Origin of the sequence: Streptomyces sp. G5(2025) (genome assembly GCF_049542075.1) — a bacterium.
In the GTDB taxonomy this organism is placed as follows: domain Bacteria; phylum Actinomycetota; class Actinomycetes; order Streptomycetales; family Streptomycetaceae; genus Streptomyces.
Genome location: NZ_JBMUZT010000006.1, coordinates 4,460,001 through 4,473,977, shown reverse-complemented (window position 1 = coordinate 4,473,977; position 13,977 = coordinate 4,460,001). Strand labels below are relative to the sequence as shown.

Below are 13,977 nucleotides of genomic sequence, written 5' to 3'. Positions count from 1 at the left end.
AGCAACTGGGTGTAGCGCTGCCTGTACGAAGCGTTATTCTCCTCAGACGCATATCGGACCCCACACGTCGCTACGACGAGTGAAAGGTTCCGTACTGCACGTGATGGAAGCTCTGCCTCTGGGAGTCCCGTGTACCCACACGTCGGGGTTGACGCCTCGGGCCTGGCTACGCTGCGCGCAACGGTCATCGACCGCTTGCGCGGCTTCGTCCCCACCGCGTACGCCGTCCCAGCCGTCCCCGCCTTCGCCGTCCCGGCACCCGCCGGGCCGTGCTATGCCCTGGCGGACGGCGGTGCGGCAGTCAGCAGACGGGCCCGCTCCGGCGCCGCCGCCGCCACCTCCACGCCCACCCACCGCCGTCCCGCCGCGGACAGCGACAGCGCCCGCATGATGGACCTCGTCGAACGCGCCCAGGCCGGCGAGTCCGACGCCTTCGGCCGCCTCTACGACCAGTACAGCGACACGGTCTACCGCTACATCTACTACCGCGTCGGCGGCAAGGCGACCGCCGAGGACCTCACCAGTGAGACCTTTCTGCGCGCCCTGCGCCGTATCGGTACCTTCACCTGGCAGGGCCGCGACTTCGGCGCCTGGCTGGTCACGATCGCCCGCAATCTGGTCGCCGACCACTTCAAATCGAGCCGATTCCGCCTCGAAGTGACCACCGGTGAAATGCTCGACGCCAACGAAGTCGAGCGCAGCCCCGAGGACTCCGTCCTGGAGTCCCTCTCGAACGCGGCACTGCTCGAAGCCGTCCGCCGCCTCAACCCCCAGCAGCAGGAGTGCGTGACCCTGCGCTTCCTCCAGGGCCTCTCCGTCGCCGAGACCGCGCGCGTCATGGGCAAGAACGAAGGCGCGATCAAGACCCTCCAGTACCGCGCGGTGCGCACCCTCGCCCGCCTCCTCCCGGACGACGCGCGCTGACCCACCGGCGCGACAGCGCTGCGTAGCGCCCAACTCACCGTCCGTGGCGGCCAGATGGCCGCCACGGCCCTTCGTCGATTCTTCGCGGTCCGATCATCCGCCGTCCGTAACCCAAGTGCCGCGACGCTCGTTGTGCGGGATGCAGGCTCCCTGTGGTCGCACCTGACGCTCCTCCGACTCGCCCTGAGCGGGGGACACCTCACTCGCTCACCCGATCGTGTGGACGTGGTCAGGACACGCAACCCTCAGGACCCCCTGGGGAGTCGACCGTCTTGACGAGAGGAGGTGCCGCCAGTGATCGCGAACGTATCGGCCCACCGGCGGGCGAACGCCTTCGCCCAGGCCCTGGAGGAGCATTCCGACCAGGACCCGGCGGCCGAGCAGTCCGAGGACTCCGCGTCCACCGCGCCCGCGGCCGCGTCCGTGGAGTCCCCCGAAACCACCGCGGCCCGCGCCGAGCCGACCGAGCAGAGCCGCTTGCTGGCCCTGGCGGACGGTCTCGACGCGCTGCCCAAACCAGCCCTCGACCCCGAGGTCAAGGTCGTCCAGCGCGCCCAGCTCGTGGCCGCGATGGAAGCCATGTTCCTTGAGAGCGGCGGCAGTGCCCCGGTGCCCGAACAGCGCTCCCGCAAGGGCGCCCACCGCGCGGGTCCGCTGCACAAGCTGCGGCCCCGCTCCCGGCTGTCCAAAGGCATCGCCGCCGGCGGTCTCACCGTCGGCGTCGCCGCGGGTGCCTTCGGCGGTGTCGCCGCCGCCAGCTCCGACGCCCTGCCGGGCGATTCGCTGTACGGCCTCAAGCGCGGCATGGAGGACCTCAAGCTCGGCATGGCCGACGGCGACGTCGACCGGGGCCAGATCTACCTCGACCAGGCCTCCACCCGGCTCAACGAAGCACGCAGGCTCATGGAGCGCGACCGCGCCGGCTCCCTGGACCACGAGTCCGTCGGCGAGATCAGGCGCGCCCTCTCCGGCATGCGGCACGACGCGACCGAGGGCCACCGCCTGCTCCTGGAGGCGTACGAACGCGACGGGGCGCTCGGCCCCATCCAGGCGCTGTCCGCGTTCTCCCGCTCGCACCGCCAGAGCTGGAGCGACCTCCAGGGCCGCCTGCCGGTCCAACTGGGTGACGTGGGCAAACAGGTCGACTCCGTCTTCGACGCCATAGACGAAGAGGTCGAGCCGCTGCGCTCCCTGCTGCCCCGCACCCCCGAGCAGGGCGGCAAGCCCGGCCGGGCCCCCGAGGGCCCCACGGGCTCCCAGGGCACGGACGGGCGCTCCGCCACCCCCTCGGGCAGCGGCAGCGGCGGCGGGCACGGCGGCGACCCCCGCCGCGGCGACAGCAAACCAAGGCCCTCCTCGCCGCACAGCCCGGGCGACGACGTTCTCGGTGGCAGCGTGGGCGGTCTCCTCGACCCGCCGGACGACAAGAAGGCGACGCCGCCCCCGTCGGACGGCAGGAGCAGGCCCGGCAAGGACGGCCCCTCGGCCAAGCCGGACGTCACCCTGCCCCCGCTCCTGCCCGGCCTGCTCCCGGAGCTCGGCATCGACGAGGAGGACGCGAAGTAATCCTCACCAGTACGTCATCGGGGCGCCCTCCACACAGGAGGGCGCCCCGATGACGTACGTACGCGAACGAACCGGCGCTCAGCAACGACCGGCGCTCAGAAGAACACCGACCGCCGCTGCACCAGCAGCTTGTACAGCGAATGCTGGATCTGCTCGCGCACCTGGTCCGTCAGGTTGAACATCAGCATCGGGTCCTCCGCCGCCTCCGGCGGGTGACCGTCCGTCGGGATCGGCTCGCCGAACTGGATCGTCCACTTCGTCGGCAGCGGCACCGCGCCCAGCGGGCCGAGCCACGGGAACGTCGGCGTGATCGGGAAGTACGGGAAGCCGAGCACCCGCGCCACCGTCTTGGCGTTGCCGATCATCGGGTAGATCTCCTCCGCCCCGACGATCGAGCACGGCACGATCGGGGTCCCCGTGCGCAGCGCCGTCGAGACGAAGCCGCCGCGGCCGAACCGCTGGAGCTTGTACCGCTCGCTGAACGGCTTCCCGATGCCCTTGAAGCCCTCCGGCATCACCCCGACCAGCTCGCCCCGCTCCAGGAGCCGCTCCGCGTCCTCCGCGCACGCGAGCGTGTGCCCGGCCTTGCGGGCCAGTTCGTTGATGACCGGCAGCATGAAGACGAGGTCGGCGGCGAGCAGCCGCAGGTGGCGGCCCTGCGGGTGGTGGTCGTGCACCGCGACCTGCATCATCAGGCCGTCCAGCGGCAGCGTGCCGGAGTGGTTGGCGACGATCAGCGCCCCGCCCTGTGCGGGGATGTTCTCGACGCCCTTCACCTCCACCCGGAAGTACTTCTCGTAGAACGGGCGGAGCAGCGACATCAGGACCTGGTCGGTGAGCTCCTCGTCGTAGCCGAAGTCGTCGACCTCGTACTCGCCGGTCAGCCGTCGCCGCAGGAAGGCGAGGCCGCCCGCGATACGCCGGTCCCAGGCGCCGCCGCGCGCCTCCTGAGCCCGATCCCCGGATTCCGGGCGCGGGACCGGGGGCGGTGGCTCCTCGGCGGTCTGCTGGCCCGGGAGCGCCATGACCTCGCTCACGGCCCCGGGCTCGCCCGTGCGCCGCGGCGCGGGCCTGCGGCGCGGCGTGCGCTGCGCACCCGCCCGCGCGCGGTCGTCGTCGAACGGAATGACCTTGGCGTCCGCCATCGTTGACGCTCTCCTCAGTTGGCGCATCGGGGGCCGCCCGCGAAGGGCAGCGCGGCGATCCGGTCGACTGCCCCGGCGAGGGCAGCGGGCGGCAGCAGTCCGGGACCACGGCTGCGTACGAAGTCCGCGAAGGTCTCCGCGGTCGTGTACTTCGGCCTGAACCCCAGAGTCTCGCGCATCTGCCGGGTGGCCACGACCCTGCCGTGCGTGAGCAGGCGGATCTGCTCCGGCGAGAAGTCCGTCACGCCGAGCGTGCGCAGCGCCGAGCCGACCCAGGTGACGGCCGGCAGGAGCACCGGCACGGTCGGCCGGCCGAGCCGCCGCGAGCACTGCGAGAGCAGCAGCTGGCCATCGCCCGCGATGTTGAACGTGCCGCTGTTGAGCGTGCCGCGCCGCGGTTCGTGCGAGCCCAGGCGCAGCACCTCGACCGCGTCGTCCTCGTGGACGAACTGCAGGCGCGGGTCATAGCCGAAGACGGTCGGCAGGACCGGCAGCGAGAAGTACTCGGCGAGCGGCGACTCCGCGGCGGGCCCCAGGATGTTCGCGAAGCGCAGCACGCACACCGCGACGTCGGGGCGGCGCCGCGCGAAGCCCCGCACGTATCCCTCGACCTCGACGATGTCCTTGGCGAAGCCGCCGCTGGGCAGGGATTTGGGCGGCGTCGTCTCGGTGAAGACCGCCGGGTCCTTGGGCGCGGAGCCGTACACGCTCGTACTGGACTTCACCACGAGCCGCTTGACCGTCGGCGACTTCTGGCAGGCGCCGAGCAGCTGCATGGTGCCGATGACGTTGGTCTCCTTGACCGAGCCGCGGCCGCCCCGGCCGAGCGCGGTCGCCGTGACGTCCATGTGGACGACCGTGTCCACGTCGTACTCGGCGAGCACCTTGGCGATCGCGGGCTGCCGGATGTCGGCCTGGACGAAGTCGGCGCCGCCCAGATGGTGCTCGGGCGGGACCGCGTCGACGGCGATCACCCTCTCGACCTCGGGGTCGCGCTGGATCCGCCGGACGAACCGTCCGCCCAGCTGCCGGGCCACTCCGGTCACGAGCACGACCTTGCCCAAGATCAGCGCCTGCCTTTCCCCAACCTCGCCGCACACGTCGACTGTGTCCTGGCCCACGCTAGCGGGTCGGTATGGCGCTGTGACGACCGCGCGCTGCGGGAAGTGACGACGGACACAGGGGTACGTACGGACCAAGCCCGCGGTTCTCAAGTACCGCGATGAGCGCCCACGAGTACCGGGACGGGGGGCCCACAAACCCGTCCCGCCGGGCCCCGGAAATGCCGAAGCCCTCCCACCGATGGCGGGAGGGCTTCGAGACGCGCTGTGCAGCGATCGCCTACTTCTTGTTGCGACGCTGAACGCGAGTGCGCTTCAGCAGCTTGCGGTGCTTCTTCTTGGCCATCCGCTTACGCCGCTTCTTGATAACAGAGCCCACGACTACCCTCGCTCACTTCTCTTCACTCGGTGCGGGGCAGCAGACTGGGCCCACACGACCTACGTCGGCCTAGCCTACCCGTACCTGCGTGAGGGACGTAATCGAGGGCCAAGCATCCCGCGCGGCCCCTGCTACGAGGGGCCCGCGAGCCCTTCGCTCAGCCTGCCTCGACCCCCACATACGACTCGCGGAGGTACTCGTGAACCGCCTGCTCGGGGACCCGGAAGGACCTTCCGACCCGAATGGCGGGCAGATGACCGCTGTGCACCAAGCGGTACACGGTCATCTTGGACACTCGCATCACCGAGGCGACTTCCGCCACGGTCAGGAACTGAACCTCGTTCAGCGGCCTCTGGTTATCAGCCATGACACCCCACCTGAACCTTCCGCACATGACGGGCACCGGCTTCCCCTTCCGGTGACTCTTCGTCGCTGCGCGCTCACTCCCCAGACTAGGGGCGGATGATGCGAGTGGGGAAGAGGAGCAGCCATCGGCCGCCTACTGTGACAGACACGCTCGATTGAGTACATAGCGAGTAAGCGGCCGGTAGTAATCAGACCGCACAGCGTCATCAAGCGGAACGACGACGGACACCTGCCCCTCGGCCTCTCCGACGAACAGCGCGGGATCGTCCGTATCGGCCAGACCGATGGCCTCGAACCCCAGCTGACCTGCCCCGCAGACCCAACCGTGGTCTCCGACGACAAGCTCGGGAAGGGGCCCGCCGGCCTGTGCCGCGGCCCCCAGAACAGCCCGAACAGGGAGCGGTGAGTGGGTGTGTGCGCCGGTCTCACTCCCGGGGGCACGCACGCCGGGTTCGCGCACCAGCGCGACTCCTTGTACGTAGTCAAGGTTGTACGTGCGTAGGCCGAACCGGGTCGTTATGTCGACACTGTGACCCTGCGCGGGGGTGAGGACGGTGCATCCGGCCGCCGACAAGGCGTCCGCCAACGCGGCGTAGAACCCCAGCAGTCGGTGCGGGTGACCGGTCCCGAAGAGTACGGGAAGCCGCCTCCGCGCCGCCTCCCCGAGCCGTTCCGCGAACGTGTCGAGCGCCCTCAGCGTCCGTTCCGGATCGATGACGTCGGTCCCCGTGGTGTGCCGGGGGTCGGCGGACACCCCGCACTTGTCGGCCATCAGCCGCAGGAGATCCGCGGGCCCCCAGCTCCACTCCGGGTCGAGCCCCAGCAGCATCCGGGGGTCCCGGGCCGCGAAGAGCCGGTAACTGCGCAGACTCCTCTCCCTGGTCGTGGCCACGGACCCGGCCAGCCGAGCCGCCAACAGATGCGCACGTAGGGCGCCGGTGGTCAACACGGTGCGATGCTGGCGCATACCGCCCCCGGCCTCCCCGAAAACCCGGAAAACACCGCACAGTTGGCGTAACAGCCGTATTCTCCCTGCGGGGGGGCTGGGGTCCGGGGCAGGTGGTCTGGGCGGGTGAGGCCAGGTGACTGCGGTCAGGGCCGGTGGAGTCTGGGCAGCCGAGGCCAAGGCGGCCGAGGGCAGGCCGGCCGAAGCCACGGCAGCGAGATCAAGGCAGCCGAACCAAGGCGGCTGAGGTCAAAGCGACCGAAGGCAAGGCGACCGAGGCCAGGGCAACCGAGGTCAAGGCGCCGAGGTCAAGGCAGCTGCGACCAAGGCAGCCAAGCCAGGGCCGCCGAAGCCAGGGCCGCCGAAGCCAGGGCCGCCGAAGTCAGGGCAGCAAGCCCCGCAGCGGGTACGCCGCCCGTCGGGCCGCGAGCACCGCCTGGTCGAGCCGGTCGGCCGGGTCGTACCCCGCCTCCCACTCCTGCCACTCCACCGGCCACCGCCCGTCCGTCATCCGCCCCGGCGCCAACTGCCGCGTACGGGCGAACACTTCCTGCCGCCAGGCCTCCGGGACCGCCGCCGTCGGCTCCACGGGCCGCCCCGCGGCGATGCCCACCAGATGCGTCCAGGACCGCGGCACCACGTCCACCACGGCGTATCCCCCGCCTCCCAGAGCGACCCACCGCCCCTCGGCGTATTCGTGGGCCAGCTCATGGCAGGCCATCTGCACCGCCCGCTGCGCGTCCAGCGAGACGGCGAGATGCGCGAGGGGATCCTCGAAGTGCGTGTCGGCCCCGTGCTGCGTCACGAGCACCTGCGGCCGGAACTGTGCGAGCAGTTCGGGCACCACGGCGTGGAAGGCTCGCATCCACCCCGCGTCACCGGTCCCGGCCGGCAGCGCCACGTTCACGGCGGAACCTTCGGCCGCCCCCGCCGCCCCGGTCTCCTCCGGCCACCCGGTCTGCGGGAAGAGCGTCCGAGGGTGCTCGTGCAGCGAGATCGTCAGGACCCGCGGGTCCTCCCAGAAAGCGGCCTGCACCCCGTCCCCGTGATGCACGTCGACATCCACATACGCGACCCGCTCGGCGCCCAGCTCCAGGAGCCGCGCGATCGCCAGCGCCGCGTCGTTGTAGATGCAGAACCCCGAGGCTCCCCCGGGCATGGCATGGTGCAACCCGCCCGAGAAGTTCACCGCGTGCAGGGCCTCACCGCGCCACACGGCCTCGGCGGCCCCGACGGACTGCCCGGCGATCAGCGCCGACACCTCGTGCATCCCCGCGAACGCCGGGTCGTCCTCGGTACCGAGGCCGTACTCCCCCGCGCGGACGCAGGATCGACGGAGGCCGCCCTGACCGCCGCCACATAGTCCTCGCGGTGCACGAGCCGCAGCGTCGAGTCCCCGGCACGCTTGGCCGCCACCACGTCCAGCTCCTTGTCGAGCCCGAAGGCAGCGACAAGACTTCGGGTCAGCCCGAGCCTGACCGGGTCCATGGGGTGACCCGGGCCGAAGTCATAGCCCGTTACTGCCTCGTCCCACATCAGCTGTGCGCGGCCGCTCATGCCCGTCACCGTATCGGTCCGCTCCCGGGGCGAAGGAACGGGCGTACCACAAGGTCACGAGCACCAACACCGGAGGAACGAGCATCGCCCCGCGGTAGTTCCAGACACTCCCGAGTCCACCCACCAACGCCGAACCGATCAAAAACCCCACATAGTTGAAGACATTCAGTCGCGCGACGGCCGCATCCGAAGCCCCCGGACCATGCGCCTCGAAGGCCCGCCTCCCCGCCGCGGCAAAGGTCTGCGGGACGATCACGGACAACCCCGGACCCAGCACCGTGAACCCCGCGATCCCGGCCCACGCCCCCGGCACCACCGCCACGACCGCGAACCCGAACGCCGCCACCACCGCTCCGGTCCGCACCACGGCCACCTCCCCCAGCCGCCGCACGCCCAGATCCCTCCTGCACGTACTTGGCACTCCAGTTGGAGACCGTCGAGTCCCCGATGTACGCGAACGTCATCACCAGACACAGCGGCAGCAGCAGCCCGAAGGAGACGGCACCGCCCTTCCCGGCCGCCCCACCACCCTCGCCGCGCCCGCATCGACGTACCCCCGGCTCCCCACCAGCACCGCCGGCAACAGCACGCCCACCACCGGCAGATACGACACGAACTACGACAGGTCCCAGTACGCCCCCGCCAACGCGAGGGAGGCCCCCACGATCCCGCCCTGGACCAGGAAGGCGAACGCCAGCGAGGCCCTGCCGCGCCGCAGCTCATGACTCATGGCCGCAGAGCGTAGGGCCCCGCACTACCCGTGGGCAGATCAATCACTCAGGTCGTGCCCCGCTCCTGGAGCTCGGCTCCGACCATCTTCTCCATGGGCCCGATGACCACCGCCCCGCTGACGACGACGGTCAGCGTGAAAGTGACCGACACGATCACGGTGCCCGCCCACACCATGGTGTCCACAGGCAGCGTGTACGCCCCCACGACTCTCAGCACCGCCTCCGCGAACAGCGCCACGCCCCACATCACCGAGAACGTCCGCTCCAGCCGCGCGAACCGCCCGCGCCCCGCGCTCAGCCGCTCCCAGGCCGCGAGCCGCCCCGCGTTCCCCTTGGCCACCCAGGGCTGGAGCGCGACGGTCATGAGCGGCCGGCCCACGCACACCGACACCAGGACGGCGATCCCCACGGTCGCGGTGATGCCGCTGTCCTTGGCCAGCATGAGCCGAGCGTCCCCGCTGACCAGCCCGAGCAGCAACCCGACGACGTTGGCGGTCAGAATCAGCGCGGCGAGCCCGTTCACCCGCCGCTCCTTGACCAACCCCCAGGCCGTACGTCCCGCCGGCACGACACTGCTCCAGGCCAGAGCACCCAGCGCCCCTATCCCGAAGCCCTTGCTGAGCAGGTAATACAGGGCGGTCGGCAGCAGCGCGTCCAGCACGAGCGGCTTCAACGACTCGACGCGGGCCTTGCGCACGTCACCATCGGCGGCGGATGCCGAGGGGCCCGTGGCAGTGGTCTCGGTGGCGAGCTGGCTCATGGTCGGGTTCCTCCGTCGTCACTGCGTGCGTCCGTGCTTTTCGCGACACCCATAGCTTCGCCGCCGCCCCCGGTGCGCCGACAGAAACGATCGTCCGGACCTGACCATGACACATGTCAGCTACGCGCCCCACCACGGGTCACGCCAGCATCCGCACCAACTCGCGCATGTCCCCGAAGAGTTCGGTGGCCCCCGAAAGCCGTTCGGCGGGCGTCATCGCGGTGAACCCATAGACGTCCATGCCCGCGGCCACGGCGGCCTCCACTCCCAAGGGACTGTCCTCCACGACGACACACTTCTCGGGTGCCACACCCATCCGCTCGGCCGCGTACAGAAAAAGGTCGGGCGCCGGCTTCCCCCGCCCCACGTCCTGCGAACTGAAGACCCGCTTCTCGTCGAACCACGTGTCGAGCCCCGCCGCACGATGCCCGACCCGAATCCGCTCATGGCTCCCGGAAGAGGCGAGACAGTAGGCAACCCCACCCCCGTCCAGCATCTCCAACACTTCGACAGCTCCGTCCACAGGCTTCAACTCACGCTCGAAGGCAGAAAAGACCCGCCCATGAAAGACATCATCGAAGTCCAGGGGGAGCCGCTGCCCACTCCGCTCAAGAACCAGATCGTGTACGCGATGGACGGCGCCGCCCATGTAATCCCGCAGGGAATCCTCGTACGAGGTGGGGTGCCCGAGCTCGGTCAGGTACGCGGCGAGGATCTCATTGGAGATCGGCTCACTGTCCACGAGGACGCCGTCGTTGTCGAAGATGACCAGGTCGTATCGCATATCCCGACCCTAAACGTTCCACCATCTCCCCTGAAGACAAAGAACCCTGGAACGCAGAAAACCCCCGCACCATAAGGTGCGGGGGTTTCCCGTTCAAAATTAGTTCGGCGGCGTCCTACTCTCCCACAGGGTCCCCCCTGCAGTACCATCGGCGCTGTGAGGCTTAGCTTCCGGGTTCGGAATGTAACCGGGCGTTTCCCTCACGCTATGACCACCGAAACACTATGAAACTGACAACCGCACCATGCGTGACCACACATGGGGTTGTTCGTGGTTTCAGAACCAACACAGTGGACGCGAGCAACTGAGGACAAGCCCTCGGCCTATTAGTACCAGTCACCTCCACCCGTTACCGGGCTTCCAGATCTGGCCTATCAACCCAGTCGTCTACTGGGAGCCTTAACCCCTCAAAGGGGGTGGGAATACTCATCTCGAAGCAGGCTTCCCGCTTAGATGCTTTCAGCGGTTATCCTTTCCGAACGTAGCCAACCAGCCATGCCCTTGGCAGGACAACTGGCACACCAGAGGTTCGTCCGTCCCGGTCCTCTCGTACTAGGGACAGCCCTTCTCAATATTCCTACGCGCACAGAGGATAGGGACCGAACTGTCTCACGACGTTCTAAACCCAGCTCGCGTACCGCTTTAATGGGCGAACAGCCCAACCCTTGGGACCGACTCCAGCCCCAGGATGCGACGAGCCGACATCGAGGTGCCAAACCATCCCGTCGATATGGACTCTTGGGGAAGATCAGCCTGTTATCCCCGGGGTACCTTTTATCCGTTGAGCGACGGCGCTTCCACAAGCCACCGCCGGATCACTAGTCCCGACTTTCGTCCCTGCTCGACCCGTCGGTCTCACAGTCAAGCTCCCTTGTGCACTTACACTCAACACCTGATTACCAACCAGGCTGAGGGAACCTTTGGGCGCCTCCGTTACTCTTTGGGAGGCAACCGCCCCAGTTAAACTACCCATCAGACACTGTCCCTGATCCGGATCACGGACCGAGGTTAGACATCCAGCACGACCAGAGTGGTATTTCAACGGCGACTCCACACACACTGGCGTGCATGCTTCACAGTCTCCCACCTATCCTACACAAGCCGAACCGAACACCAATATCAAACTGTAGTAAAGGTCCCGGGGTCTTTCCGTCCTTCTGCGCGAAACGAGCATCTTTACTCGTAGTGCAATTTCACCGGGCCTATGGTTGAGACAGTCGAGAAGTCGTTACGCCATTCGTGCAGGTCGGAACTTACCCGACAAGGAATTTCGCTACCTTAGGATGGTTATAGTTACCACCGCCGTTTACTGGCGCTTAAGTTCTCAGCTTCGCACACCCGAAAGTGCACTAACCGGTCCCCTTAACGTTCCAGCACCGGGCAGGCGTCAGTCCGTATACATCGCCTTACGGCTTCGCACGGACCTGTGTTTTTAGTAAACAGTCGCTTCTCGCTGGTCTCTGCGGCCACCCCCAGCTCAGAGTGCAAGACTCATCACCGGTGATGGCCCCCCTTCTCCCGAAGTTACGGGGGCATTTTGCCGAGTTCCTTAACCATAGTTCACCCGAACGCCTCGGTATTCTCTACCTGACCACCTGAGTCGGTTTAGGGTACGGGCCGCCATGAAACTCGCTAGAGGCTTTTCTCGACAGCATAGGATCATCCACTTCACCACAATCGGCTCGGCATCAGGTCTCAGCCTTATGTGCGACGGATTTACCTACCGCACGGCCTACACCCTTACCCGGGACAACCACCGCCCGGGCTGGACTACCTTCCTGCGTCACCCCATCACTCACCTACTACAAGTCTGGTCCGTCGGCTCCACCACTTTCCATTCCCCGAAGGGTCCGGAACGGCTTCACGGACTTAGCATCGCCTGATTCAATGTTTGACGCTTCACAGCGGGTACCGGAATATCAACCGGTTATCCATCGACTACGCCTGTCGGCCTCGCCTTAGGTCCCGACTTACCCTGGGCAGATCAGCTTGACCCAGGAACCCTTAGTCAATCGGCGCACACGTTTCTCACGTATGTATCGCTACTCATGCCTGCATTCTCACTCGTGAACCGTCCACCACTGCCTTCCGGCGCAGCTTCACCCGGCACACGACGCTCCCCTACCCATCCCAGCGGGCGTTGGCCCTCATGCTGAAATGACACGACTTCGGCGGTACGCTTGAGCCCCGCTACATTGTCGGCGCGGAATCACTAGACCAGTGAGCTATTACGCACTCTTTCAAGGGTGGCTGCTTCTAAGCCAACCTCCTGGTTGTCTGTGCGACTCCACATCCTTTCCCACTTAGCGTACGCTTAGGGGCCTTAGTCGATGCTCTGGGCTGTTTCCCTCTCGACCATGGAGCTTATCCCCCACAGTCTCACTGCCGCGCTCTCACTTACCGGCATTCGGAGTTTGGCTAAGGTCAGTAACCCGGTAGGGCCCATCGCCTATCCAGTGCTCTACCTCCGGCAAGAAACACACGACGCTGCACCTAAATGCATTTCGGGGAGAACCAGCTATCACGGAGTTTGATTGGCCTTTCACCCCTAACCACAGGTCATCCCCCAGGTTTTCAACCCTGGTGGGTTCGGTCCTCCACGACCTCTTACAGCCGCTTCAACCTGCCCATGGCTAGATCACTCCGCTTCGGGTCTTGAGCGCGCTACTGAATCGCCCTATTCGGACTCGCTTTCGCTACGGCTTCCCCACACGGGTTAACCTCGCAACACACCGCAAACTCGCAGGCTCATTCTTCAAAAGGCACGCAGTCACGAGGATGGAGCAAGCTCCATCCCGACGCTCCCACGGCTTGTAGGCACACGGTTTCAGGTACTATTTCACTCCGCTCCCGCGGTACTTTTCACCATTCCCTCACGGTACTATCCGCTATCGGTCACCAGGGAATATTTAGGCTTAACGGGTGGTCCCGCCAGATTCACACGGGATTTCTCGGGCCCCGTGCTACTTGGGTGTCTCTCAAACGAGCCGCTGATGTTTCGACTACGGGGGTCTTACCCTCTACGCCGGACCTTTCGCATGTCCTTCGCCTACATCAACGGTTTCTGACTCGTCTCACAGCCGGCAGACTGTGAAAGAGAGATCCCACAACCCCCACGACGCAACCCCTGCCGGGTCTCACACGTCGTAGGTTTGGCCTCATCCGGTTTCGCTCGCCACTACTCCCGGAATCACGGTTGTTTTCTCTTCCTGCGGGTACTGAGATGTTTCACTTCCCCGCGTTCCCTCCACACTGCCTATGTGTTCAGCAGCGGGTGACAGCCCATGACGACTGCCGGGTTTCCCCATTCGGAAACCCCCGGATCAAAGCCTGGTTGACGACTCCCCGGGGACTATCGTGGCCTCCCACGTCCTTCATCGGTTCCTGGTGCCAAGGCATCCACCGTGCGCCCTTAAAAACTTGGCCACAGATGCTCGCGTCCACTGTGCAGTTCTCAAACAACGACCAACCACCCATCACAGCCCGCAAAAGCGAACCTACACTGGGGTCGGCATTGAGGTCGGGAACAAGCCCGTACCCTCAGATACCCAACAGCGTGCCCGACCAGTCCCCGTCCGAAGATCATGCTTTCCACGCCCTTACGAGCAGTACTTGCAGCCTCCGACCCGAGAAACAGGCCGAGTAGTCAACGTTCCACCCATGAGCAACCAGCATCAGACATTCGCCGATGTACTGGCCTCTGACCTCACCCCGAAGGGATCGGTAAGAAGTGCTCCTTAGAAAGGAGGTGATCCAGC

General features: G+C 66.8%; 9 protein-coding genes, 3 rRNA genes and 2 pseudogenes (1 of these 14 cut by a window edge). 2 read left to right on the top strand and 12 right to left on the bottom strand.

Annotated elements, in window-relative coordinates; translation table 11 throughout:
• Positions 1–129 precede the first annotated feature (129 nt).
• Together ACOBQB_RS31130 and ACOBQB_RS31125 are read left to right on the top strand one after the other, a co-directional pair.
• Complete coding sequence (locus ACOBQB_RS31130) at positions 130–924, top strand: ECF subfamily RNA polymerase sigma factor, BldN family (RefSeq protein ID WP_127909244.1); 795 nt, start codon at positions 130–132, stop codon at positions 922–924.
• 294 nt (positions 925–1,218) lie between these two features.
• Positions 1,219–2,490, top strand: coding sequence for a DUF5667 domain-containing protein (locus ACOBQB_RS31125; RefSeq protein ID WP_423596397.1), 1,272 nt, complete (start codon positions 1,219–1,221; stop codon positions 2,488–2,490).
• A 95-nt stretch (positions 2,491–2,585) separates the two neighbouring features.
• Here the strand turns inward: ACOBQB_RS31125 and ACOBQB_RS31120 are convergent, their stop codons facing one another.
• The 12 genes and pseudogenes from ACOBQB_RS31120 to ACOBQB_RS31065 form a co-directional block, all read right to left on the bottom strand.
• Positions 2,586–3,635, bottom strand: a complete 1,050-nt coding sequence (locus ACOBQB_RS31120) for a lysophospholipid acyltransferase family protein (protein WP_423596395.1) — start codon at positions 3,633–3,635, stop codon at positions 2,586–2,588.
• A 14-nt stretch (positions 3,636–3,649) separates the two neighbouring features.
• Positions 3,650–4,699, bottom strand: coding sequence for an NAD-dependent epimerase/dehydratase family protein (locus ACOBQB_RS31115; protein WP_423596393.1), 1,050 nt, complete (start codon positions 4,697–4,699; stop codon positions 3,650–3,652).
• Positions 4,700–4,976: 277 nt separating this feature from the next.
• Positions 4,977–5,075 (bottom strand): 30S ribosomal protein bS22, encoded by a 99-nt coding sequence (locus tag ACOBQB_RS31110; protein ID WP_003948845.1) that lies wholly within the window; start codon positions 5,073–5,075, stop codon positions 4,977–4,979.
• A 157-nt stretch (positions 5,076–5,232) separates the two neighbouring features.
• Positions 5,233–5,442 (bottom strand): helix-turn-helix domain-containing protein, encoded by a 210-nt coding sequence (locus ACOBQB_RS31105; protein WP_157996488.1) that lies wholly within the window; start codon positions 5,440–5,442, stop codon positions 5,233–5,235.
• A gap of 132 nt (positions 5,443–5,574) precedes the next feature.
• Positions 5,575–6,390: a phosphatase gene (locus ACOBQB_RS31100; protein WP_423596390.1), complete on the bottom strand. Its 816-nt coding sequence runs from the start codon at positions 6,388–6,390 to the stop codon at positions 5,575–5,577.
• Between the two features lie 379 nt (positions 6,391–6,769).
• Positions 6,770–7,944, bottom strand: a pseudogene (locus tag ACOBQB_RS31095) (acetoin utilization protein AcuC).
• A pseudogene (locus ACOBQB_RS31090) lies at positions 7,895–8,617 on the bottom strand (MFS transporter); the annotation flags it as partial. The pseudogenes ACOBQB_RS31095 and ACOBQB_RS31090, both read right to left, overlap by 50 nt.
• 104 nt (positions 8,618–8,721) lie before the next feature.
• On the bottom strand, positions 8,722–9,435 hold the full coding sequence (locus tag ACOBQB_RS31085) for a VC0807 family protein (protein ID WP_423596388.1): 714 nt from the start codon (positions 9,433–9,435) through the stop codon (positions 8,722–8,724).
• A 139-nt stretch (positions 9,436–9,574) separates the two neighbouring features.
• Positions 9,575–10,219, bottom strand: coding sequence for an HAD family hydrolase (locus tag ACOBQB_RS31080; protein WP_423596386.1), 645 nt, complete (start codon positions 10,217–10,219; stop codon positions 9,575–9,577).
• 102 nt (positions 10,220–10,321) lie between these two features.
• Positions 10,322–10,438 (bottom strand): 5S ribosomal RNA (gene rrf / locus ACOBQB_RS31075).
• A gap of 87 nt (positions 10,439–10,525) precedes the next feature.
• A 23S ribosomal RNA gene (locus ACOBQB_RS31070) occupies positions 10,526–13,645 on the bottom strand.
• Positions 13,646–13,960: 315 nt separating this feature from the next.
• Positions 13,961–13,977, bottom strand: a 16S ribosomal RNA gene (locus ACOBQB_RS31065) (it continues 1,509 nt past the right edge of the window).
• The 16S, 23S and 5S rRNA genes sit together here, the layout of an rRNA operon.